Below are 24,690 nucleotides of genomic sequence, written 5' to 3' on the forward strand. Positions count from 1 at the left end.
CTGGTGAACCGCGGACGGTGGCCGAGAAGACGGCAGGCGAGCGTCACTCCTCGTCCCCCCTGGCGTCTCCAGGGCCGTACCTGCTGCGCGTCAGCCGCCGTAGGCGCCCCTCCTTGATCGCCTCGCCCAGCGCTTGCCTGAACCGGCCGGGGCCCCAGCTTCGGGCGCTGACCCGCTTCGCCAGGTCGCGCCGCTCCACCGGGCCCACCCCGGTCGCGTGGACGAGATCATCGATCTCACGGTCGAGTTCGCGCTCGGAGACCGCCGTCGACCGGCTTGGCGTGCCCGCGGTTCCCATCATTCCCGGCGAGTAGGTCTGCGAGCCCCCAGGCCCGGGACGGAAGCGCTGCGGCCTCGCCATTTCCCGCTTGCGGCGCCGGGCGGCGCGCTCCCCTGCGCGGCGATCGCGTTCGTCGGACCGGCGCCTGTCCTCGGCCGACAGTTCCCGCTCCAGTGCGGCCCGCCGGAGGCTCTCCTGCTCCTGCGGCGTGGTGGCCTCGGCCTCCTCCGCGGTGAGCGGACGGGCGATGTTCTCCAGCGACTGCTGTTCGGCGCGGACGCCGAAGATCAGCTCCGCGAACCCGCCCAGCATCATCGCCCCGCATCCGATGAAGAACCCGACGGCGACCAGGTCCAGCCGGCCGCTGCCGATGAACTGACCGAAGAGCGCCGGGCCGGTGATCCCGCCGGCCGCGGTGCCGACCGCGAAGAACAGGGCGATGGCCAGGGCGCGGGTCTCCATCGGGAAGATCTCGCTGACCGTCAGGTAGGCGGAGCTGGCCCCGGCCGAGGCGACGAAGAAGCTCAGCGCGACCAGGATGATGAACGTCGTCGAGGTCAGGAGGTCGGCCATGAGCAGGGCGGCGGTCGCCGCGATCAGCGCCGCGGAGCCGAAGTAGGTGCCGGCGATCATCGGCTTGCGGCCGACGGTGTCGAAGAGGCGTCCGAGCAGGAGCGGCCCCATCAGGTTCCCGAGCGCGAACGCGGCCAGGAAGTAGGGCACCGTGCCGGACGCGACGTCGAAAAAGTCGCTGAGGATCGTGCCCAGGTCGAACGTGACGGCGTTGTACATGAACGCCTGCCCGACGAACAACGACAGCCCGAGAACGGTGCGGTTGGGATAACGTTTGGCCGTCACGCGGGCGATTTCGCGGAAGCTGATCGACCTGCGCTGCCGCACGGTGATGCTCTGCGCCGGAGGGGGCAGCGGCTCCCCGGTCTCGGTCTGAACCTCCCGCTCGATCCGGTCGACGATCCGTTCCGCCTCCTCGTCACGGCCATGGATGAACAGCCAGCGGGGGCTCTCCGGAACGTTCCGGCGCACCACCAGGATCCCCAGCCCGAGGACCCCGCCAATGGCGAAGGCCAGCCGCCAGCCGAGGTCCGCCGACAGCAGGGCATCGTTGAGGAGCAGCACGCTGCCAAGGCTTCCAATGGCCGCGCCCAGCCAGTAACTGCCGTTTATGGCGAGGTCCACCCGGCCCCGGTTGCGGGCGGGGATCAACTCGTCGATGGCCGAGTTGATGGCCGCGTATTCACCGCCGATGCCGGCCCCTGTGAGGAAACGGAACAGGAACAGGTACCACGCCTCGGTCGCGAACGCGGTCGCCACGGTCGCCACCAGGTACAACCCCAGTGTGATCATGAACAGTCTCTTGCGTCCGAAGCGGTCGGTGAGCTGGCCGAAGAGAAGCGCGCCGAGGCATGCGCCGGCAACGTAGAAGGCCGCGGCCGTGCCGATGTCGCCGCTGGAGATGTCGATGCCGCTGCCCGGCTCGGTCATCCGGGCGGCGATCGAACCCACGATCGTGACCTCTAGCCCGTCCAGTACCCAGACGGTGCCCAAGCCGATCACGATTCTCCAGTGGAACCGCGTCCAGGCCAGGCGATCCAGCCGAGCGGGAATCTGGGTCTGAATCGTGCTCAATTCGCCGGCATTCGTCATCCCGTTACCCCCTTGAAAGCGGGTCACTGTCATCGACCAGCGTCTGAGTGAGGGGGTGAGGGGACGTCACCCATGCGGGGTGAAACGGACCCGGTTCCGGCGTCACCCTCATCGGGTGACGCGTTCTCACCCGGTCCCGCGCGACGCTGTGGGACGAAAGGTCCTCCTCATACGGAAGGGAGGTTCGCATGAGCGCCACGGGATTCGCGACCTTCGACAAGACCATCGACAAGACGAACCGCGTGCTGAATGAGATCGAGCATGCCCACGGGTGGTCAAAGGAACGACGGAACTGGTCCTTCGATGCGCTGCGCGCCGTTTTGCACGCTTTGCGCGACCGGCTGACCGTGGACGAGTGTGCGCATCTCTCCGCCCAACTCCCCTTGCTGGTCCGCGGTGTGTACTACGAGGGCTGGGACCCCAGCCGAGTGCCGGTGAAAATGGACAAGGAGGAGTTCCTCCAACATGTCCGGCGTGGCTTCCCGCACGAGGTCGACGGTGGTATGGAGCGGCTGGTGTCCACCGTCCTGCAGGCGCTGCGGCGATACGTCACAGAAGGTGAATGGGAGGACATCAAGTCCAGCATTTCCCGGGACCTGCGCCCACTCATTCCCGTCTAGGGCGTCGGTCGGGCCGGGGGTGACTCGGCCTTCGTGCCGTCGGAACTCTTCCTGGTATGCGCGTCTGGAGGGTCATCAGAATGTTCGAGGACCTGCCGCGCCAATTCGACGCGTGAGCGGATGTCGAGTTTGCGGAAGACCTGCCGCAGGTGGAACGCGACGGTGTGAACGCTGACGGACAACTGATCAGCGATGCGCTGGTTGGTGAGCCCTTGGGCGACAAGCCCGGAGATCCGCTGCTCGGTCCCGGTGAGGCTGTCCCAGCCGGCCGCGGGACGTTCGCGATGGTTCCAGTGCCGTCGGCGTTCCCCCATCCGCCGCAGGCGCCCCCGGATCCGGGCGGCATCGCGTTCGGCGCCGGCCGCCGCGTAACAGGAGAGAGCCTTGTCCAAACACTGAATCCTCTGGCCGCGCGCGCCGCCCGCCCCGTCCAGCAGCATGCCGAGGTCCTCGTAGGCGGAGGCGCACGCCCAGTGGTCGGCGTGCTCCGCGGCCGCGTTTCGCAGGAGGTTCGGATCGCCGTGCAACAGCCCCCGGGCGTGCTCGGCGGCGGCGGCCAGGCTGGGCAGTCCCGGGTTCATTTCGGCGAGCCGGTCGGCCGCCGCTACGACCTCCTCGGCCGGTCCGGGCTCACCCGCCGCGACCGCCGTCCGGACCAGCCAGGCCGCCGCCGTCGGCTCGCAGGTCAGCGCCCGATTGTGCTCCGCCAGGCCGTCGAGGAGCAGGCTCAATGCGGGCAGGGCGGCCCGCGGCCCGTCGCACGCCTCTGTCACCTGCGCCCGGACCAGCTCGCTACGGGTCAGGTCGAAGGGAGGGAGTGCCGGGCCGCCCGCGTTCTCGCCGCCGAGGCTATGCTCGGTGGCCGTCTCGAGATCGCCGGAGCGCAGCGCCGCGAAGGACAGCGCGGACCGGGCACAGGCGCCCAGCAGGTGCGCCCCGCCCGCGTCGGCCGCCTCCAGAGCCGCCCTCGCTCCGCGGATCGCCTCCTCCGGACGCCCCTCCGCGAGGTCGATACGTGATCGCACGATCGCCGGTCCGGCCGCCCAGCCGTCCCGTCCGATCCCGTCGGCCCCGCCGGTCCCCAGCACCATCGCCCGCCGTGCCTCGTCCATGAGCCTGACGTCCACCAGGAACGAGGCCAGGATCAGACCGGGGTGGAGCCGGCACTCATGCACGCCGTCGTTGAACGCCTGCCGCACACCGGTCCGTGTGAACTTGAGCGCGCCGATCAGGTCGCCCTCGTCCCAGCCGTTCAAGGCAAGGACGATGAGCGCCCCGGTCACCAGACCACGACCGGGCACGTCGTCCGCCTTGACGATCGCTCTGGCCCGGTCCAGTACGCTCCCGCCCTCCTGCAGCCCGGCCTCGGCCTGCAGGAGGGCGAGTTCGGCGTGGTCGCGCACCTCGGCCGGCAGATCCGGCATGTCCAGCACGGCCTTGGCCGAGTCAAACGCCTTGGCGGCCTGGCCCATCGGCACCAGGACGAAGGACAGCGCGGTCAGCAGTTCGGCGGTGGACGGGCCGGACGCGCACTGGTCGAGCGCGGCCTCCGCGAGCTCCGCGGCTCCCACCAGGTCACCGGCGGCGACCAGCGTCCGCATCGCCGTCATCGTGCGCGCGAACCACCGCGGGTCGGCGGGCTCGGTGAGCTCGAGCGCCCGGCGGGTCAGCTCGGCGGCGACCGCCGGGTAGGTGTCGAGCATCTCCGCGCTCGCCCGGTCCAGGCTCTGGAGGACCTCCGGGACGCCTGGTACCGCCCCGGCCATGAGGTGGGTCGCTGCGGCCTTCACCCGGCCGCCGTGCTCCAGCAGGTTCCTACCGATCTGCACGTGCAGCGCTTGCCGGACGGGACCGGGAATATCCATGATCATCGATTCGCGCACCACGTCGTGCCGGAACACCAGAGCCTCTTCATGCGCCGCCAGCAACCCTGTCGCCAGTATCGCCTCCAGTGACGGCAGCAGTTCGGAGGGGGTGATGCCAAGTAGGTCGGCGGCGACCAGGGGATGGAATGCCGGCCCCAGCATCGCCGCTACCTCGAGAAGCCGCCGGGCCGCCGGATCCAGATCGTCCAGTCGGCCATGGACGACGATACGGGCCCGCTCCGGCAGCCGGGAGGTGATGAGGCGGGCCTGGCCCTGGGAGATCACCACCCCGCCCTCGTCGAGCAGTCCGTTCATCAGCTCGAGAAGCAGCAGCGGATTACCGCCCGCCCGGTCCGCGAGCACGCGCAGGTCGGGATCAGGGCGCGCACCCAGAGCGGCGGTGACCAGGTCGGAGACGGCCTCACCCGACAGCGGGCGAAGCTGGAGCAGGGTCGCGCCGCCCGCCTGCAACCGGAGGAACAGCCGGTCGAGCTCGGTGCCACCGGAGCCGGTATGGCGTGCGAGGATCCAGCACACGGGAGACGACGCGAGCCGGATCGGCAGCGTACGCAGCGCGAGGACCGTAGCGGGATCAGCCAATTCCAGATCGTCCAGGACGACCAGCAACGAGGTGGAGCGGGCCCGCCGCTCCAGCGCGGCCCGCAACCGCTCGGTCGGCCGGTCCTGTCCGGCCGGCGGTGGGTTCGGGCCGGGCTCGTCGAGTACCGACAGCAACATCTCCAGTATCGCGGGCCGATGCAGTTCGGGGGCCGTGTCCGCGACCAGCACCGCGAAGCCCTCGTCAGCGGCTCTCTGTGCGGCCTCCTCGAGCAGGCGGGTCCGCCCGATGCCCGCCTCCCCCTCGACGAGCATGACCCTCGGGCCGTCGACGCGCGTCAGTAACTCGTCGATGCTCGCTCGTTCCTGTTGACGACCGAAGGTCGTGCCCCGTGTCGGCGGCCTGCCGTCCATACAGGGCAACGTGCCCTGGATGGCGCAGGGCGATACGCGATCGTCAACGCGCCGCTGTCCTGTTTTTAGGCAGGGTCAAGTCAACATTGGACAAAGGCGGATCACCTGGGGACCATCTGCCGCAACCCGGTCAAAGCGGCAGTCCGGGTCACAAGAGCAGGTCGAACATGCGCTGGACCCGCTCCCACTGCGTGGTCTGCGGGTTGCGCCGGTCCGGGAACATGATCCGGAAGGCCTGCGACAGCGCGTAGGAAAGGCCGCCCGCGATCTCGGGGAGCTTCTCATCGGTGGCATCGCGGACCGCGAGATCCAGCGGCGGCCGCCTCGCCAGCAACTCCAGGATCGGCTCGACCTCGATCTCCTCGTCCAACCGGCGGAACCGGTGGATGCTCTCCTGCAGGCCCTTCGTGATCGGCAGGTCGAACGGCTCGATGATGTCGCGCCCGTTCGCCTTCGCCTTGGCCTGTCCGTTGAGGAGCAGGTCGTACAGCTTTGCGTCAAGGAACTCGTGGTAGCGCCGCAGATCATTCTTATCGACATCCAGCCCCGCGGCCGCTCTGAAGAAGCGCTCGAACCTGCTGATTCCTATCACGGCCATGCCAGTTACCTCGCCTGTCGTCTCCTGAAAGGAGGAGAAGGAAGTCCAAGTTCGTACAGCCTTCCCGCTCGGAGAGGGCGTCACATCGTCAGATCTTGTAGGACCAGATCCGCGCGACAAGGTCGTGCGCCCAGGCCGGCCGGGTGCCTGACCCCGCGAGCCCGCCTGGACAGGTGCCCTTCCGCTCACGGCGAGTTCACGGACGCGCCGCGGTGGGCGCGAGCACAGACCTACACGGTCGGTGGATGTGCCCGATCACCTGATGACGCAGCGTCGGTCACTAAGACGTTGCCATCTCCGGCAACGGTGCACGCCCTCCCACCGTAATGCGCGGTGGGAACCATCGGAGGGAAGCTGATGGCCAGAGCAGTCGGCATAGACCTCGGCACCACCAACTCGGTCATCGCGGTGACCGAAGGCGGTGAGCCCCGGGTCATCCCCAATGCGGAAGGATCACGGACGACCCCGTCCGTGGTGGCCTTCACCGAACAGGGGGAGAGGCTGGTCGGGCAGTTGGCCCGGCGGCAGGCGATCCTGAACCCGAAGGGCACCATCACCTCGGCGAAGCGCTTCATCGGACGACGCTACGAAGAGATCGAGACCGAGAGGGACGCGGTCTCCTCCGACGTGGTAGCAGGGCCTGACGGAACTGCGCGCTTCGACGTGCGCGGCAAGCAGTACGCGCCGGAGGAGATCTCGGCGCTGGTCCTGCGCAAGCTGGCGGACGACGCCGGAAAGTCGCTCGGCGAGAAGGTCACCGAGGCGGTCATCACCGTGCCCGCCTACTTCAACGACGCCCAGCGGCACGCCACGAGCGACGCGGGGAAGATCGCCGGGCTCGAAGTCCTGCGCATCATCAACGAGCCCACAGCGGCGGCACTGGCCTACGGCCTCGACAAGAAGGCCAACGAGACCGTGCTGGTGTTCGACCTGGGCGGCGGCACGTTCGACGTCAGCCTGCTGAACATCGGCGACGACGTGGTGGAGGTCCGCGCCACCTCCGGTGACGGCCATCTCGGCGGCGACGACTTCGACCGCCGGATCGTCGATCACCTCGCCGATGACTTCCAGCGGGAGAACGGGATCGACCTGCGCGCGGACCCCCAAGCCCTGCAGCGGCTGTTCGAGGCCGCCGAAAAGGCCAAGGTCGAACTGTCCACGGTGTCCCAGACACAGCTCAGCCTGCCGTTCATCACGGCCGACGCCAGCGGCCCGAAACACCTCAACACCTCGCTGATGCGCTCCACGTTCGAGCAGATCACCGCTGACCTGATCGAGCGCTGCGTCGGCCCGGTGGAACGGGCGATGAGCGATGCCAAGGTCACCGCCGACGACATCGACGAGGTCATCATGGTCGGCGGGTCCACCCGGATCCCCGCCGTGCAGAGCCTCGTCCGCAGGCTGACCGGCGGCAAGGACCCCAACATGTCGGTCAACCCGGACGAGGTCGTGGCGCTCGGCGCCGCGATCCAGGCCGGCGTCCTCAAGGGCGAGGTCAAGGACGTCCTGCTGCTCGACGTCACGCCCCTGTCGCTCGGCGTGGAGACCATGGGCGGGGTGATGACCAAGATCATCGAGCGCAACACGACCATCCCCGCCCGCCGCACCGAGACGTTCAGCACCGCCGAGGACAACCAGAACGCGGTCGACGTCGTGGTCCTGCAGGGTGAACGGGAACGGGCCGCCGACAACCGGGTGCTCGGTCGCTTCCGGCTGGAGAACATCCGCCCCGCGCCACGCGGCCAGCCGCAGATCGAGGTGACGTTCGACATCGACGCCAACGGCATCCTCAATGTCTCCGCACGCGATAAGGACACCGGCGCCGAGCAGCGCATCACGATCAGCCAGAGCTCGAACCTCGACGAGAGCGAGGTCGAACGCATGATCGCCGATGCGGAGCGGAACCGGCAGGAGGACGCCCGGCTGCGCGCGCAGGTCGACGCGCGCAACGAGCTGGACTCGGCCATCTACCAGGTCGAACGCCGGCTCGGCGAACTCGCCGACACAGTGCCCGTGCATGAGAAGGCGCGGGCCGAGGGGCTGATCGAGGACGCCCGGCAAGCCATCAAGGAGGAGGCGCCGCTGGACCGGCTGCGCACGCTCACCTCCGAACTCCAGCAGATCCTGCACGGCTTGGGAGCGACCACCGGAGCGGGCGCGGGCGAGCGTTCCGCTGGGGCGACGACGGAAGGCTCGGACGAGGATGTCATCGACGCCGAATTCACGACGGACTGAGCAGACCGGGCAGCCAGTCGGCCAGGACCGGCCACTCGAGCAGCCCGAGCACGCCGAGCAGGAAAGAGCCGCCGAGGCGGCCGGCCGCGATTCCGGCGAGGTCGAACGGCTCCGGGCGCGGATCGAGGAACTCGAGGACCTGTGGCGGCGCGCGCTCGCCGATCTCGACAACCTGCGCAAGCGCATGACGCGTGAACTGGAGACGCAGCGCCGTGCCCAGCGGGCGGAGGTCACCGCGATGTGGCTGCCGGTTCTCGATGACCTCGAACGCGCCCTCCAGCACGCCGAGTCCGATCCGGCCAGCGTCATCGAGGGCGTTCGCAGCGTCCGGGACCGGGCCGTGTCGACGTTGCGCGACCTCGGTTACCCGCGTCGCGATGACCTGGGGGTCCCGTTCGACCCGGCCCGGCACTCGGCGGTCGCCGTGCGCACCGACCCCGACGTTCCGCCCGGCACAGTGGTCGAGGTGCACCAGCCGGGCTACGGCGACGACGAGAACCAGTTGCGTCCGGCGCTGGTGTCGGTGTCGGCCAAGGCCGGTGACTGATGGCCGTCCGAGATCCGTACGAGGTGCTCGGGGTCTCCCGGGACGCCGACGAGGACGAGATCCAGCGCGCCTACCGCAAGCTCGCCCGTGCCCATCACCCCGACATCAACAAGGACCCCGGAGCCGAGGAGAAGTTCAAGGACGTCTCCGAAGCCTACGCCATCCTGTCCGATCCGGAACAGCGCCGCCGCTATGACGTCTTCGGGCCTGACTTCCGGCGGGTTCCGGAAGACGTCGACCCGGACATGTGGGCGCGTTCCCGTGCGGGTGCCGCCACGGGCGCCGGCCCCTACGCCACCACGGGCGGCATCTACACCGGCGGGTTCGGGGAGGACATCGACGTGGAGGAGTTGTTCGGCGGGATCTTCGGTGGCCGCCGGCGGGGCGGCGGTCGCTGGTCCGCCTGGTCGCCGTCTCGCGGTGCCGACCAGGAGGCCGAGATCGAGGTCAGCGTCGAGGAGGCGTACCGGGGGACCAGGCGCACCATCACCCTCGAGCGTCCAGAGGGCCCGCGGAACCTCGACGTCACCGTTCCCGCCGGTGTGACCGACGGCCAGCGCATCCGGTTGGCCGGGCAAGGCGGGAGCGGCGACACCGCTGGAGACCTTTACCTGGTGGTGCGGATCGCCCCACATCACCGCTACCGCGTCCAAGATCGCGACGTATACACCGACCTGCCGCTCGCTCCGTGGGAGGCCGCCCTCGGCACGACGGTGGGACTGCAGACGCCCGGCGGCGAGGCCAAGGTGAAGGTGCCCCCCGGCACCTCCAGTGGGCGACGGCTCCGGCTGCGCGGACGCGGGCTGCCCAATCCCCGCGGTGCCCCGGGCGACCTGTTCGCCGAGGTCCGGATCGTGGTCCCGCCCGAGCCGTCCGAAACGGAACGCCGGCTGTTCGAGGAGCTCGCCTCAGCGTCGCCGTTCGACCCGAGGAGATCGTGATGGAACATCTGCTGCCCGGCACGGTCTACGCCATCATCCCGACCCGTCCCCGGCGGATGGACCTCGACGCCTTCGCCGATGCCGCCGGAATCCATCCCGAGCTGGCACGCCGGCTGGTGCGTCTCGGGCTGCTCGACCCCGAACGCGACCCGTCCGGCCGGCTCTGGTTCCCGCCCGCGCAGGTCGCCGCGTACGCACGCCTCGAACGCCTGCGGACGGGGCTCTGCCTCAACTACGCCGCGCTGGGACTCGTGGTCGAACTGCTCGACCGCATCGCCGAACTCGAGCGTGAACTACGCATCCAACACCACACCGGAGGCCGAACGTGGACCCCAACCGCCTGACCCAGAAATCCCAGGAGGCCCTGCACGACGCCCAGACCAAGGCCCTGCGCTTCGGGCACGTCGAAGTGGACGGCGAGCACCTGCTGCTCGCCCTGCTCGACCAGGCCGGCGGACTGGTCCCGCGGCTGCTCACCGAGGCGAAGGCCGATCCGGCACGGTTGCGGGAGGCGCTGGAGGCCGAGCTAGGCCGCCGCCCGAGCGTGAGCGGTCCGGGGACCGAGCCCGGCAAGGTGCTGGTGACTCAGCGGCTCTCCCGCCTGCTCGAGACCGCCCAGCAGGAGGCCGAACGGCTGAAGGACGACTATGTCTCCGTGGAGCACCTGGTCATCGCACTGCTGGAGGAGGGCTCGGCGACGGCGGCGGGCCGGCTGCTGCACCGTCAGGGCATCACCAGGGACTCCTTCCTGGAGGCCCTCACCCGGATTCGCGGCCACCAGCGGGTGACGTCCGCCATGCCCGAGGTCGCCTACGAGGCGCTGGAGAAGTACGGCCGGGACCTGGTGGCCGACGCCGCGGCAGGCAAACTCGACCCCGTTATCGGCCGGGACGCCGAGATCCGCCGTGTCGTCCAGATCCTGTCCCGCAAGTCCAAGAACAACCCGGTGCTGATCGGCGACCCCGGCGTCGGTAAGACCGCCATTGTCGAAGGGCTCGCCCGACGCATCACCGACGGCGACGTCCCCGAGGGCCTCCGCGATAAGACGATCTTCAACCTGGACATGGGCTCGCTCGTCGCGGGCGCCAAGTACCGGGGCGAGTTCGAGGAACGCCTCACCGCCGTGCTCAACGAGGTCAAGGCGGCCGAGGGCCGAATCCTGCTTTTCGTCGACGAGCTCCACAACGTCGTCGGCGCGGGCGCCACCGAAGGCGCCATGGACGCCGGCAACATGCTCAAGCCGATGCTCGCCCGCGGCGAACTTCACATGATCGGCGCGACGACAGTGGAGGAGTACCGCAAGCACATCGAGAAGGACGCCGCCCTGGAGCGGCGTTTCCAGCCCGTCCTGGTCAACGAGCCCACCGTGGATGACACCGTCTCCATCCTGCGCGGCCTGCGCGAACGCCTAGAGGTCTTCCACGGCGTGAAGATCCAGGACGCCGCACTGGTGGCCGCCGTGACGCTCAGCCACCGCTACATCTCCGACCGGTTCCTGCCGGACAAGGCCATCGACCTGGTCGACGAGGCGTGCGCCATGCTGCGCACCGAGATCGACTCCATGCCCGCGCCACTGGACGAACTCACCCGCCGTGTCATGCGCCTGGAGATCGAGGAGGCCGCACTGTCCAAGGAGGAGGACGCGGCGAGCAAGGCCCGCCTGGAGAAACTCCGGAAGGAACTGGCCGAGCTGCACGCCGAGGCCGGCTCCATGCGCGCCCAGTGGGAGGCCGAGCGCCAGGCACTCCGCAAGGTGCAGGCGCTGCGTCAGGAGATCGAACAGGTCGGGCAGGAGGCCGATCGGGCCGAGCGCGACTACGACCTCAACCGTGCCGCTGAGCTGCGGCACGGCCGGCTGCCCGAGCTGGAGCGGCGGCTGCGCGCCGAGGAGGAGCGGCTGACCGACAAGCAGAACGGCGGCCGGCTGCTGCGCGAGATCGTGACCGAAGAGGAGATCGCGGCGATCGTGTCCCGCTGGACGGGCATCCCGGTCAGCCGTCTGCAAGAGGGCGAGCGGGACAAGCTGCTCAGGCTCGACAAGGTTCTACACGAGCGAGTGGTCGGACAGGACGAGGCCGTCCAGCTGGTGTCCGACGCCATCATCCGCGCCCGCTCGGGCATCAAGGACCCGCGCCGACCCATCGGCTCGTTCGTCTTCCTCGGCCCCACCGGCGTCGGCAAGACCGAACTGGCCCGCACCCTCGCCGCGGCCCTGTTCGACACCGAGGAGAACATGGTTCGCATCGACATGAGCGAATACCAGGAGCGTCACACCGTCAGCCGGCTGGTCGGCGCGCCCCCCGGCTATGTGGGATACGAGGAGGGCGGCCAGCTCACCGAGGCCGTCCGGCGCAAGCCCTACTCGGTCGTGTTGTTCGACGAGATCGAGAAGGCGCACGGCGACGTCTTCAACACGCTGCTCCAGGTGCTCGACGACGGCCGCCTGACCGACGCCCAAGGCCGCACCGTCGACTTCCGCAACACCGTGATCATCATGACGTCCAACATCGGGTCGGAGCATCTGCTGCAGGGCGTCACCTCGGAGGGCGACATCGAGCCGGACGCCCGCGCCCGGGTGATGGGCGAGTTGCGCCGGCATTTCCGTCCCGAGTTCCTCAACCGGGTCGACGACATCATCCTGTTCAAGCCACTCACGCTGCCGCAGATCGAGCAGGTCGTCGACCTGATGTTCAACGACCTTCGCGCCCGGCTGGCCGACCGGCAGATGCACCTGGCGATCGACGAGGACGCCCGGCGGCTGATCGCCGAGCAGGGCTTCGACCCGGTGTACGGCGCCCGCCCGCTCCGCCGCTTCATCGCCCGCGAGGTCGAGACCCGCATCGGCCGCGCGCTCATCGCAGGTGACGTCCGGAACGGTGCGACCATCCACATCACCGTCGCGAACGAGGAGCTGAACGTCCGCTACGAAAACCCGGAGTGACCGGCCGGCCTATTCGCGGCGGACTTGGCCGGGTGCCTTGTCCGTACGGACCCCACGCCAGCTCGGGTGCCGCAGCCGGCCATCGCCGGTCCACTCGGCGAAGACGACCTCACCGACCAGCTCCGGCCGCACCCAGCGGGCGTCCCGCACGTGCTGAGGGGGAGCGTCGGGAACCGGCGGGTCGTCCTGCCGCAGCGGCGTCAGACGCTCGGCGAGGTCGTCCAGGATCGCATCGGTGAAGCCGGTACCGACATGGCCGGCGTATCTCAGCCGTCCACGCTCGTCGTTGACGGCCAGCAGGAGCGCGCCGATCCGGTCGGCGCGGCGGCCCTCCCCCGGCTTCCACCCGACGACGATCACTTCCTGCGTCCGGAAGTTCTTGGTCTTGGTCCAGTCCCGATGCCGTTTCCCCGGCCGGTACGGGGAGTCGACGCGCTTGGACACCACGCCCTCCATGCCGAGACGGGACGACTCGGCGAAGGCCGTCGCGACGTCGTCGTGGGAATTGGTCGTCTTCCAGCGCGGCCCGTCCAGCCCGAGCCCCTGGAGAACCCTGCGCCTCTCGGCGTAGGGCAGGGCGATCTGCGGATCATCGTCGCGGTGCAGCACATCAAAAATCATGTAAGAGACGGGGTTGGACTCCGCCAGAGCTTGGATGCGGTGTGGCTGACGCAGGTGCGTCCGCGGGGCGAGCGCCGTGAACGACGGCCTGCCGTCCGGTTCGAACGCCACGATCTCCCCGTCCAGCACCACCGGCACGTCGACCGCGGCGGCGAGCGGGGCGAGTTCGGGCCAGGCCACGGTGATGTCCTTGTCGTTGCGCGACATCAGCTGTAGCCGTTCGTCGCGGACGTAGGCGACTGCGCGGACTCCGTCCCACTTCAACTCGGCCGCCCAGCCTTCCGTGGTCGGCAGTTCCCCCAGCAGGGCCAACATCGGCGGATACATCGGCAGGCTCCCCATCACCACGACCTACCGCCCAAGGGGCGACGGCATGCTGGCCTACTGCAATGAACAGGGAAATTCAGCTTCCGTCCGTCCAAGGGCGGGCAGGCCCCGGTCACGAGGTGTCGCGCTTCCTCTGCTGCTCCAGGCGGCTTCGTTGACGGATTCCGTACGCGGAGTCACGCACGGCCGACTCGTCCTCCAGCCCCGAGCCGAGTGCACCGCCCGCCGTGGCCATGGACGTGGTGAGCCAGGCCATCGACAAATAGAAGTTCCACTCGGCCCCATGGCCGAGGTTGGACCGTAGCGCACTGCCGGTCAGCACCACGGGCACCAGCACGATCGTCAGCATGAAAACAGCCCCGTAAAGGCACAGCACACCGATCACCAACGTCACCAGAGTGACAGCGTTGTACAGCTTGGCACGCTGGCGATTAATGACGTCGTCCGGGCGTTCCCACAACCGATGGTCGATGATGAGCCACGCCAGCAAGGCCGCGACCGCCAGCACCGCCAGGACCGCCTGCCGGATCGGACCGAGCGCATCGGTGATATTCCAGACGGTGGCGTTGACTACCGCGAACGCCGCGGTCGCCAACACCCCGGCCAGCGCCTTGGACAAGCCGGCGAACAGCCGCCAGGGCCGGTTCGCCCGGATCATGCCGGCCAGCAGCCTGAGTTGGCCCAGCAGCCCCGGGGTCACGAACCGCTGCTCGGCATACCGTCCGGGATCGGCCCGGCGGACGGTGTACTCCTGGGCGAACCTCGGCGGCGTCCCGTCATAGATCATCGTGACCAGATCCACCACACCGCGGCGAGCCCGGCTCGGCCGATGGAACCAGCCAAGGGCGGGAAGCGACAACAAGGCGATCTTTTCGGCCCTGCTCACTTCCGCCAGAATCGGCTGGGTTCCCCGACGGCGTGGCAGATCGGTCACGAACACGGCGACGTCGTACGCTCCACCGGGGAACTGGCCGACCAGGACATCCGCCAGGTGCTCTGCCTCAACCTGCTCGTCGGCCGTCAAGGCCCCCGGCCCGGCGTCGACTTCCCAGTCCGCCGGTACCGCCGAGCGTTCCCGCATGTCGTCGGGTAGTGATTCGGCGATCTGACGGACGATCTCCAATGGCAGCCCAGGGTCAGCACGCAACACCACGCGCACCACATTGTCGTCGGCCAACCCGCCGCTCCCCCCCGACACAAACCGTTCAGGGCCCTACCCGGAAGAGGCAACTGAAACTTCGCACGCGTTCACTGGGCCCCGGGCCCACCAACTGGGTCCGCACTCCGCTGGGGCCGCTTCCACCGCCTTGGCTACGGGCGCATATGAAGAGCAACTTCATCCCTGCCCGAGCTGACGACCAAACTGATGCCAACCGCTAACTTAGTATCCCCGTGCCGAATACATAACAAGCAAGCCATGCCCCAAGGCGGTTCGGGGGTCTGTCCAGTTAACGGCTCTGTCGCATATTCGGTGGTGACGGACGGTGGTGTCAGCCGAGCAGGATGCGGTGTCGAAGAAGCGGGAAGCCTGCGCGTCCGTACATCTGGCGCTTGATCATTTTGGTCTTGGTGTTGACGCCTTCGGTGCCGCCGTTGTGAAAGGACAGGGTCAGGGCAGCGTTCACGGCGTCGCGGTCCAGATCGAGCCCGCGGGTGAAAGCGTGCAGGTGAGGCAGGTCTTCGGCTCTGGCTTGAGTGATCCAGTCGGTCAGGCGATCGGCGTTGCCGTCGGCGGGGGCGAGCAGGGCGGCGAAGGAGCGCACGAGGCCGGCGAGGGCGGTCATCTCCGGGCAGGCGGCGACGCATGCGTCGAGCCGTTCGTTCTGGTGGTCCTTGAGCCGGTCGGGGGCGGTGAGCAGGTCGCGGGTGAGGCGGCGTGGTGAGATCGCGGGACGGTCGGCCTCGACGCGTCCCTGGGTGATGTAGCGGTAGAGCAGGTTCTGGCTGCCGGCGTAGCCGAGCTGCCTGATCTCCTCCAGCAGTTGCAGAACTGGGACCGCCGGGTCTTGCTCGCGGCGTCGGCGCAGGTGGTCGCGGTAGGGATCGATCAGAGTGGGCCGGTACTGGGGGGCGCGCACCAGTCGTTCGGGCTCGGGGAGGCGCGCGTAGCGTTTGACGGTGTTGAGCGCCAGTCCCAGGCGGCGGGAGCATTCCAGCAGTCCTACGCCCTTGTTCAGCAGGTCGTGGACCTGCCGCCAGCGTTAGCGGGTGGTGGCGGCGCGTTTGCCCTGGCGCGGCGGCGGCCCGGCTTTGGCCCAGCACGCGCTGTGCGCGGCGACCTCCTTCAACACCGCTTCGGCGAGATTGTGCCAGATGTGCCATCGGTCGCCGACCTGCTGCGCGTCGGGAAGGGCACGGCGGATCGCCTCGGCATAGGCGCCGGAGCCGTCCCGGCAGACGATCTGGACGCCCGGGTGCTCGCGCAGCCACGCCTCCAGGGTGTCGGCCTTGCGGTCGGGCAGCACCTCGACGCGCTGCCGGGTTTCGGCGTCGATCAGCACGGTGGCGTAGCTGCGGCGCTTGCGCAGCGCGAAGTCGTCCACGCCGAGCACCCGCGGCACCGGCCGCTCCGGCAGTGGCAGTCGCAGCAATACGCGCAGCGCGGTGTGCCGGGACAGCAGCACACCCAACCCGGATAACAGACGTGTGCCGGCGCGGCCGGCCAGCTCTCGGACCACCGCGCCGATCTGCGAGGCCAGCCGGGGCGTGCGGCGCTGGTAGCGCTCCAGGATGCCGGGCAGTTGTTCACGGAAGGTCTGGACGCAGCCCCGGGCCGGGCACACCAGTCGGCGTACCCGCACTGCGACCACGACCCTGTGAGCATCGATCGGAACATCGGCGACCGTCCGCTGCTGATAACCGTGCACCCGCACCGACCCGGTGCCACAACCTGGGCACGTCGCCGGGCCGCCGGGAGTCCGCGCCCGCACCCAGATCAGCTCGCCCTGGTCCACCACGTCCTCGATGACCAGTGGAGAAAGCCCGGAGAACACCAGCTTCACAAGATCGTTGATCTCCTGCATGACCGATCGTGATACCACGAAACCAGGGCGTCACCACCGAATATGCGACAGAGCCGAAAACCGTACAGTCCCCCGCGGGCGCGGGGCCGAGCCGGACCTGGTCGGCCTCGTCGCACATCGGGTCGAACCATCCCCGCGCATGCGGGGATGGTTCGGTGATTAGCCCGCAGGGCATTGAATTCGAGGGGTCGGCCCCGCGCATGCGGGGATGGTTCCGCATACATGGAGTACGTGCAGGAAACGCTGTCCTCGGCTCCGCGCCGGCGTGGATGGTTGGGCGGCAGCAGCGGCACGGTGACCTGGTCTTGCTCGGCCCCGCGGTTGCGCGGAAGGTTCCGTGCGCAGCATCAGACACGTGCTCTGTACCGACTCAAACTCGCACAGGCCTCTGCTCCGAACAACCGTTGGCCGGGTGTGTTTGCTCGTTGTCTGCTCGGTGGTTCCGAACCGGACTGGCACGGAACGGAACCTGGCGGCACGGGGATGGTGCTGGATGTGGACAGAGTGGTACGGTCTGATATTGAGAGCACTGCTCTGATACGAGAGCTCCGGACTTTTAATCCGTAGGTTGTGGGTTCGAGTCCCACGCGACCCACCACCCTCACCAGGGCAAACACGCTTTACGCCCCGCATGGTTGATCACGCCTGGGGCCGAGATGAGGCCCTCCTGGGGACGGGGATGCAGGAACAGAAGCCCTGCAAGGGCTCCTCTCCTCCAGGCCGCCGCTCGGGCAGGGCTGGATCGCGCACCGACCGGTCGTCAGGTGCGGAACCGGTATGCGGTTGTCCTTTCCCGGTCGAAGATCTCATGTCGGGAGCCGAAGCTCTGGGTCGCATGCGAGCCGCTACAACGCGGGAGACTGCGCGGCCGGTCGAGCCCGGGGGCGCGCACGCGTACGTCGGTTCGTCCTGTGGTGCGCTTTTGGGGCAGCCGCGCCTGTCCGTTGCGTGGGACGCACCGCTTGCGGCGGGTCGGGCCTTTGCCGCGGCGGCGGTCGGTGCCGGGCACGATGCCGGCGGCGTGCATGAGCAGGGCGGCGGTCTTCTCGGCTGCGGTGTGGGCGACCTGGGGTAGGACGCTGGTGTAGGTGTCGGCGGTCAGCACGATGCTGGAATGCCCCAGCATCTCCTGCACCACCTTCAACTCCACACCCGCGGCCAGGGCCAGGGGCGCGGCGCCGTGCCGCAGATCGTGCAACCGGATCGGCGGCATGTCCTGCTCAGCGATCAACCGCTGGAACTGATGCGTCAACCACCCCGGCGACACCGGCTCACCGTTGAGATTGGTGAACACATAACCGCTGTCGCGGTAACCCTCACCGAACGCCTCCTGCTCGGCCCGCTGCCGATCTCGGTGCACCCGCAACGCTGTCACGGTGGTGCGGTCCAGCGCGATCACCCGGTTGCTGCGCGGCGTCTTGGGCGCGCACGCGGTCAGCCGCCCGTTCCTGCGCTGCACCTGCCGGCAGATCACCGCGGTTCCTGCGTCCAGGTCGACCTCGCACCACCGCAATCCGGCCGCCTCGCCACGCCGCAGCCCGCGCAGCGCGATCAGGTGGTAGGCGGCGTACAGCCGATGGCTCCGGATGCCGTTGAGGAACTGCGCGGTCTGCGCGACCGTCCACACCGCCACGCTCGGGCGCTCCCCCGTCCGCCGCCACTGCTCGACCCGACCCGCAGTCCACACCACCGCACGCGGCCGCCGCGCCGATGGAAGCACCACCAGCGACGCCGGGTTCTCCTCGATCAACCCCGCCCGCAGCGCGGCATTCAACGCCGCACGCAACGTCGCCCGGATCCGGTGCAGCGTCGCCGCCGTCACCGGCCGTCCTCTCTGTTCATGGTCGTGCGCGATCGTGGCCAGCATCCGCTCCACATGCCCGACCGACACCTCCGCCACCAGCAGATCACCCAGCAACGGCTCCAGATAACGCTCCACGTGATCGGCGTAACCGGCCACTGTCGACACGGCACCTGGATGGTTCGCCAACCACCGCCCCAGCCACTCCGCCACCGTCAACGCACTGCCCGTCGGCCCACGCAACCGCCGCAGCTCCTCCTCGGCCGCCTTTCGGGTGGGGAACCCGCCCCGCCGGACCCGCCGACGGATCCCGCCCGGACCACTGCCCAGTTCCAGCCGCAGATACCAGCTCCCGTGGCTCCGCTCCATCGCCAGCCGGGGGCATCTGCCACCCACCGCCCGGCCCGAAACCGGATCTTCACACCCACACCGGCGGTACACGCCACCGGAACCCCGAACACGTCTCATCCGACCATCGTGCGCTCCATCGGAACACCCCAGGGGAGACAACGCCATTTCGACCAAGCCAGACGTCACCAAACGCCACCCGCCACGTCCGCTCCTCACGACAGCCTTGAACCTCGTCACATCCAACCGGATGGCTCAGTTCGCACCGCTGCCTGCGTGCTGTCCCTGAGCGGTGGCATTCTGGTGCCGATGATGTGCAAGGTCCGTCTATCCAAAGCTGGGGTGCATCTGTTCGACCGGGTTTCCGGGTTGAACGTCTTGCTCGATGAGGTGCAGGTACCCGCCGAGCAGGTTTCCCGTGCCCCCCGGTACGTTTCGGTAGCGTTGACGAACGCCTGCGAGCTTCGCTGCGCCTACTGCTATGCGCCCAAGCAGGCTGCCGCGCTGGACGTAGACCGTGTGGTCGCCTGGGCGGTGGAGCTCGACGGTGCTGGATGCCTGGGCGTCGGTTTCGGGGGTGGGGAACCGACCACTCACCGCCGGTTCGCCCAGCTTTGCGCTCGGGTCGCAGAGTCGACGTCGATGGCAGTGACCTTCACCACGCACGGGCATCGGCTGACCCCGGACCTCGCCGATGCTCTGCGGGGGTCCGTGCATTTCGCGCGCTTGTCTGTCGACGGGGTCGGGGCCACCTACGAGCGGCTCCGAGGTCGACCGTTCACGGCGGTGGTTTCCGCTGCCGCACTGCTTCGTTCAGTCGCTCCGATCGGCATCAACACGGTCGTGAACTCCGACACGATTAGTGTGCTTGACGATCTCGCCGAGTTCGCCGTCGACGTTGGCGCATCCGAACTCCTGCTGCTGCCCGAGCAGCCGACCGCGGCCACACCGGGTATCTCCGATGCCGATGCAGAGCGCCTTGTTCGGTGGATACGCGCTGCCAGGCCCGGGGTACGCCTCGCGATCTCGCGTTCCGGGCTTGAGACCTCGGTACCGACCGTCGAGGTCATCCCAGGTGAACGTGCTTTGGACGCCCACATGCACGTTGACGCGACCGGCGTCCTGCGTCCCCACGCCTATGCGTCGCAGGGAACGCCGATCGAGGGTTCCATCCTTGACGCCGTGCAAGCTCTGAGGGAGGCGGAATGAGGATCTGGCACAGCTACGGCTCGGAGCACTCGATGGATCTGGTTCTGATCGGGACGTTTGAGACGGTGGCCGGTGCGGAGGCGGCGATGGAGCGTATGGAGGCTTTGAAGCCCCTAGGCGAGGCCGAGTGGCCCGACAACGATTGGCGGCGCCAGGACGAGCGCATGCCCACCGCTCTCGCCAATGAGCTGATGAAGCTAGAGCTCTACGACATGGGGCGGTCCGATGTCGACATTTACGGTCACGACTACTCGATCGAACGCAACGGATCGACTGTTCGTATTCGGACCGAAGAGTCTGAAGTCCAGGGGTTTTTGAAGGTCCTCATCCACCTTGGGGCGCGGGTCGAGGTGTTCTCTCGCCACGATTGGAACGAGGACGGAACGCCACGACTGAGGCAGGCAGCAGAGGCCGAAGGTGGATCTGACTGATTTGGAGCGCCTTCCCGGCGCCGCCGACAAGAACTTCGAGGTGCTCACCCGGGCGATCGTGTCCCGCCGCTACGGAGGACTGGGCACTCTCCGAGAACGACGTAACCAGCCCGGTGTCGAGTTCTACCTGCGGATCGAACACTCCGGCACACTCGGGGATCCGGGCCGGATATGGGGCTGGTCGTGCAAATGGTTCATCCTCGCCAAAGATCACGCGCTCACGGCGGGCCAGCGCAAACAGATCGAGGACTCTGTCGATAAGGCGATCAAGTACGTCGACGGGCTGACCGACTTCGTGCTATGCCTTCCCCAGCGTCCGGCAAAAAAGGACGAGGAGTGGATCGATGGCCTGGGACCTGCCCGGGGCATTGCCACGAAACTTTGGGCTGCGGAGAACTTCGACGCAGAACTCTCCGGGTATGACGAACTCCGCTCCACCTTCTTCGGAGAACTCGCCCTAACCCCGGACACGCTTGCGAGGGCCCATAAGCGTTCTGTAGCACCGGTCGAGGCCCGGTGGGTGCCACGGTTGCATACCTCCAATCATGTGGAAGGTCGGATCGACCGGCTCCTACTGCGTCCTGCATCGTTCGGCTGGCTGGATGAGCGCGCCGAGGAGATCAACTTCCGAACGGGCGCGCTCCGGGACGCTCTCGCCGGCATCGGCGACGACGTGCGTGCCAACGCCGAAGAAATCGCCGATGACCTGGACCGGTTTGTCCACGACCTGCGGGCGATCATCGATGCCGGACGAAATCTCCGGCCGAACGAGGTTCGTGAGCGCATCGCCGACCTCCAGCCGCCGGCCACATCACCGCGCGCTCTTCGCCGCTTCGTGCTCGAACTACGAAAACGGCGCCTGCCGGTGGCTCTGGCCGTTACCGGGCTCGGTGCAGAGATCCGTGACATCGTCCAATGGCTGCAGGACACGCAAACGGACGCCCAGGCCCCATTGATCGCAGTCGTCGCCGCTGCCGGGCAAGGCAAAACGCACCTAGCCGCCCAGCTGACCGCTCCGACGGACCGACCAACAGCTGGGGTATTCATACAAGGCGGACACCTGCAAGCCGGCGGAAACCTCGACGACCTGGCACGACGGATCGCCGGGCTGAGGGTCGAGCGCTTCGACGACCTCTTGGAGGCGCTGAACTCAGCCGGCGCCCGTGCTGGCTTCCGGATTCCCCTAATTATCGATGGGCTGAACGAAGCCGAGCGGCCTTCGCAGTGGCGTGTGCTCCTCGCCGAGCTGGCACCGGCACTTGGCGACTACCCGAACGTAATGGTGATCGTCACTCTCCGCGAGATACTCGCAGCTCATGCCGTCCCGGACACGGCCACGATCATGGAGCTCGAGTGGTACCAGTCCGAAGCCAAAGACCTTGTTCAAGCTTACTTTGATGACTACCTGATCAACACTACTGACACCTGGCTACCGACCAGGATGTTCCGCAACCCGCTGTTCCTCCGCATGTACTGCGAAGCCGCAAACCACGATCGGCAGGAGCTGGTGGGGGCCGAGAAGCTCCCAACCTCTCTGGTCGGTGTGTTCGAGCGCTACCGCCACGGAGTGACCCAGCGACTTGCCCAAGACCCCGCCCGTAGGACGGTGCCCGCTGACCAGATCAAGCGGCGCCTCGCCACGCTAGCCATGCGGATGTGGACGCGCCGCGTCCGCCGACTCCCGTCCGATGAGGCCAAGGCGGTCCTCGACGCCCACGAGAGCGACTGGGACGAGAGCCTGTTCCGGCGTCTAGAAGAGGAAGGGGTCCTCTTCCGCGAGGAGGTCGACGGAGGTGACGACACTCAGACCGGAATCTTGTTCGATCGCTTCGCCGGGTATCTCATCGCCGACGCGCTCCTTGAGCAGATGACCCGTGCCGAGACGGAGGAGCGGCTCGCGGAACCGACCTTGTGGAAGTCCCTCCTAGGCGAAGGTGACCACCCCCTTGGCGAGGACGTCGCCATCAGCCTGGTCGGGCTGGTGCCCCGCCGGTTCACCACACACCATCTCTGGCGCCTCGCCCCGGAACAGCATCGGTCGTGGGCGCTCGCGCAGGAACTCAACTCAGAGTCTGGATTTCTCGATGACGGTACGGCCGATGAACTAGCAACGTTGCTCACCAGCCCGGACTGGCGGCCCCCTGAGCCTCGCGGGTACGGGCATCGACATCCGTTCGACCGGCTCTGGGAGATCCGCAGATCCCCGGCGCACCGCCTGAACGCCAACTTTCTCGACCGGATCCTTCGCCTGCTGCCGCTACCGGAACGTGACCGCAGATGGACCGAATGGGTCCGCCATCGCACCGGTAACCCGCTCCAGGACGACATCGTGGACGACATCCAACAAGCGATCAGGCGCTGGAGCGAAACCCTGGACCGCCACGAGAGCGACGACTTGGACGCGCTCGCGATGGCATGGCTGCTGACATCCACCAATCACGACGTGCGGGATCTAGCGACGAAGGCACTGCAGCGCTACGGCCGCCCCGAACCGAAACGACTGTTCGATCTCGCAACCCGGATGCTCGATGTTGACGATCCCTACGTTATCGAACGAGTCGTCGGTGCCGCATTCGGTGCCGCCAGTGCCCATCAGATGCCCGATCCGGGTGGGCCGTTCGAGCGCGCGCTCGCCGGGTGGCTTTCTGAACTTCACGGCCACTTTATCATCGACGGATCAACCCCAACGTCCCATGAGTTGCTGCGCAGCTACGTACGGGCGACCTACGAGTTCGCCGGAACCCTGCACCCGGGCGCGGTACCCGACGGGGTCGATCCATTCGCGCTGACGTTTGCGGCCATTCCGCCTGCATCGGTGATGGCCGACGACGACCCGAACGCCAAGGAGAGCGCCAGCACCTTCGGCATGGACTTCGAAAACTACGTGATCGGGTCCGCATTCACGGACAGAGGAAACTACGACTTCGACCACGCTGACTTCCGTTACGCCCGCGGCGAGGTCATGGCCCGCGTCTGGGAACTGGGATGGCGCACTGCGTTTCTCGGAGACGTCGACCGGGCAATCGCCGAGGACTCGAGCCGGTTCGGGCGTGCCCGTGCGAAGGTAGAGCGCTACGGCAAGAAATACGGCTGGATTGCCTACTATGAACTCGTCGGCCGTCTCGCCGACGCCGGGCGTAACCGGGATCGGTGGTGGGTCGGAGGCGGGCGTCACGTGCAGCCCGACATCGACCCGACCTTCCCTATTGAGCCACCAGCGGCAACCATCCAGCTTCCAGCATGGGCCCCCACCGGCCCAATAGACGACGAGGTTTGGCTCCGGACCGGTGCCGTGAACGTGCCAGCGGAGCTGTGGTCACCGGAGGAAATCCACGGTGTCAATGAGGGTTGGCTGCTGGTCGAAGGCTTTCTGCAGCATCGACGTGAAGGACGGGAGGTATTCGCATTCTTCCGCACCCTCTTGCTGGACCCAGCCGATGTGGATCCCGCCCGTGACCTCGCCCGCAGGCTCGAGTACCTCGGTAATCATTTTTTCCCCGAACTCCCGGCAATCCGGGGCGTGTTCGCAGGAGAGATGCCCTGGAGCCCAAGGTTCGCGGTGAACGTCGATGACGATGACGCCTACTCCCGTCCGACGTTGCGTCACCGCCAGCAACGCGAGGGCATCGCGCTGGGTCAGTTGGCCGTGACACTAGCGACCGGCGAAGGAGAGTCACCGACCGCCCTAGACCGGTCCTACGACGTGGCGTCCTTCGAGGTCGCAGACCGATTCCGACTTCGTCAACTCCCCGGCACCCTGGATCTCGTCGGCTTCGACGGTAGACGCGCCTCAGCAACCTTCCGCACGGAAGAACCATGGCGCGGACACCTGCTGTTCCTCCGCCGTGACCTGGTTGACGACTTCGCCGAAGACCGCCAGATCATGCAGGTCGCCTGGGGCGAGCGCGAAGTCACCGTCGACTGGCGCTCGGTGCCCTCCTGGATCCATGGCGTGCATCAGACCTTCGCGCACGTGTGGCGTGAAGTCAGGGTGCTCGATAAGCCAGAACCACCACTCGGGCCTCCCCCGCGGCCAGCTAGTTGAGAGACCACCGAGTTACCGCCCCAATCGCTCGGCCAGTTCGGCTCGGCCGTCTGTACCGGTCCCGTGATGATCAATACATGTTCATGGATTGGCCGCGGCGTCAGCATGTCAGCTCGTTGCCGGCTCGACGGTTTCACAAACGGGACGGCACGGTGCTCGGCATCGGGCTGCACTGCAACGGCGTGGATGCGGACAAAGCGGCACAGCACGGCATTGGACCT

The 24,690-nt window shown here is 67.8% G+C and carries 15 protein-coding genes and 1 pseudogene; 9 read left to right on the forward strand and 7 right to left on the reverse strand.

Annotated elements, in window-relative coordinates; all coding sequences use genetic code 11:
- Nucleotides 1-43: 43 nt before the first annotated feature.
- A complete protein-coding gene (locus K8Z49_RS23255; RefSeq protein ID WP_412520859.1) occupies nt 44-1,855 on the reverse strand; it encodes an MFS transporter in 1,812 nt (603 codons plus the stop codon).
- Between the two features lie 278 nt (nt 1,856-2,133).
- Between K8Z49_RS23255 and K8Z49_RS23260 the strand changes: the two genes are divergently transcribed.
- Nucleotides 2,134-2,565, forward strand: a complete 432-nt coding sequence (locus K8Z49_RS23260) for a DUF2267 domain-containing protein (protein WP_075021470.1) — start codon at nt 2,134-2,136, stop codon at nt 2,563-2,565.
- Here the strand turns inward: K8Z49_RS23260 and K8Z49_RS23265 are convergent.
- Both K8Z49_RS23265 and K8Z49_RS23270 read right to left on the reverse strand, forming a co-directional pair.
- Nucleotides 2,562-5,402 carry a helix-turn-helix transcriptional regulator gene (locus tag K8Z49_RS23265; protein WP_412520861.1) on the reverse strand — a complete coding sequence of 947 codons (2,841 nt, stop codon included), beginning with the start codon at nt 5,400-5,402 and terminating at the stop codon, nt 2,562-2,564. The genes K8Z49_RS23260 and K8Z49_RS23265 overlap by 4 nt on opposite strands.
- Before the next feature lie 148 nt (nt 5,403-5,550).
- A complete protein-coding gene (locus K8Z49_RS23270) occupies nt 5,551-6,000 on the reverse strand; it encodes a DUF1931 family protein (RefSeq protein WP_021591220.1) in 450 nt (149 codons plus the stop codon).
- A 357-nt stretch (nt 6,001-6,357) separates the two neighbouring features.
- On the opposite strand from K8Z49_RS23270, the gene dnaK reads away from it, so the two are divergent.
- The 5 genes from dnaK to clpB are packed head-to-tail and all read left to right on the forward strand — an operon-like array spanning nt 6,358 to nt 12,664.
- Nucleotides 6,358-8,235, forward strand: a complete 1,878-nt coding sequence (gene dnaK, locus K8Z49_RS23275; RefSeq protein ID WP_075021472.1) for a molecular chaperone DnaK — start codon at nt 6,358-6,360, stop codon at nt 8,233-8,235.
- Complete coding sequence (locus tag K8Z49_RS23280) at nt 8,204-8,782, forward strand: nucleotide exchange factor GrpE (protein WP_075021473.1); 579 nt, start codon at nt 8,204-8,206, stop codon at nt 8,780-8,782. The genes dnaK and K8Z49_RS23280 overlap by 32 nt, the downstream gene beginning before the upstream one ends.
- Complete coding sequence (locus K8Z49_RS23285) at nt 8,782-9,723, forward strand: DnaJ C-terminal domain-containing protein (protein ID WP_412520864.1); 942 nt, start codon at nt 8,782-8,784, stop codon at nt 9,721-9,723. Before K8Z49_RS23280 ends, K8Z49_RS23285 begins: the two co-directional genes overlap by 1 nt.
- Nucleotides 9,723-10,067: a chaperone modulator CbpM gene (locus tag K8Z49_RS23290; protein WP_021591225.1), complete on the forward strand. Its 345-nt coding sequence runs from the start codon at nt 9,723-9,725 to the stop codon at nt 10,065-10,067. Before K8Z49_RS23285 ends, K8Z49_RS23290 begins: the two co-directional genes overlap by 1 nt.
- The gene (clpB, locus tag K8Z49_RS23295; RefSeq protein ID WP_412520866.1) at nt 10,049-12,664 is read left to right on the forward strand and encodes an ATP-dependent chaperone ClpB; all 2,616 of its coding nucleotides are present in this window, start codon (nt 10,049-10,051) and stop codon (nt 12,662-12,664) included. The genes K8Z49_RS23290 and clpB overlap by 19 nt, the downstream gene beginning before the upstream one ends.
- 9 nt (nt 12,665-12,673) lie before the next feature.
- On the opposite strand, the gene ligD is transcribed toward clpB, so the two are convergent.
- The 4 genes and pseudogenes from ligD to K8Z49_RS23315 form a co-directional block, all read right to left on the reverse strand.
- A complete protein-coding gene (gene ligD / locus K8Z49_RS23300; RefSeq protein WP_412520868.1) occupies nt 12,674-13,612 on the reverse strand; it encodes a non-homologous end-joining DNA ligase in 939 nt (312 codons plus the stop codon).
- 112 nt (nt 13,613-13,724) lie between these two features.
- The gene (locus tag K8Z49_RS23305) at nt 13,725-14,789 is read right to left on the reverse strand and encodes a hypothetical protein (protein ID WP_412520870.1); all 1,065 of its coding nucleotides are present in this window, start codon (nt 14,787-14,789) and stop codon (nt 13,725-13,727) included.
- Nucleotides 14,790-15,102: 313 nt separating this feature from the next.
- Nucleotides 15,103-16,635 (reverse strand): annotated as a pseudogene (locus tag K8Z49_RS23310) (ISL3 family transposase).
- Nucleotides 16,636-17,395: 760 nt separating this feature from the next.
- A complete protein-coding gene (locus K8Z49_RS23315; RefSeq protein ID WP_412520872.1) occupies nt 17,396-18,574 on the reverse strand; it encodes a tyrosine-type recombinase/integrase in 1,179 nt (392 codons plus the stop codon).
- Between the two features lie 486 nt (nt 18,575-19,060).
- On the opposite strand from K8Z49_RS23315, the gene K8Z49_RS23320 reads away from it, so the two are divergent.
- Genes K8Z49_RS23320 through K8Z49_RS23330 form a run of 3 tightly spaced genes read left to right on the forward strand, consistent with a single transcriptional unit; the run spans nt 19,061 to nt 24,469 of the window.
- Nucleotides 19,061-19,993, forward strand: coding sequence for a radical SAM protein (locus K8Z49_RS23320; protein ID WP_412520874.1), 933 nt, complete (start codon nt 19,061-19,063; stop codon nt 19,991-19,993).
- Nucleotides 19,990-20,424, forward strand: a complete 435-nt coding sequence (locus tag K8Z49_RS23325) for a DUF6375 family protein (RefSeq protein WP_412520876.1) — start codon at nt 19,990-19,992, stop codon at nt 20,422-20,424. The genes K8Z49_RS23320 and K8Z49_RS23325 overlap by 4 nt, the downstream gene beginning before the upstream one ends.
- Entirely contained in the window at nt 20,411-24,469 is a 4,059-nt protein-coding gene (locus tag K8Z49_RS23330; protein WP_412520878.1) for an NACHT domain-containing protein, read from the forward strand. Before K8Z49_RS23325 ends, K8Z49_RS23330 begins: the two co-directional genes overlap by 14 nt.
- Nucleotides 24,470-24,690 lie beyond the last annotated feature (221 nt).

Origin of the sequence: Actinomadura madurae (assembly GCF_047130825.1) — a bacterium.
GTDB classification, from domain to species: Bacteria; Actinomycetota; Actinomycetes; order Streptosporangiales; family Streptosporangiaceae; genus Spirillospora; species Spirillospora madurae.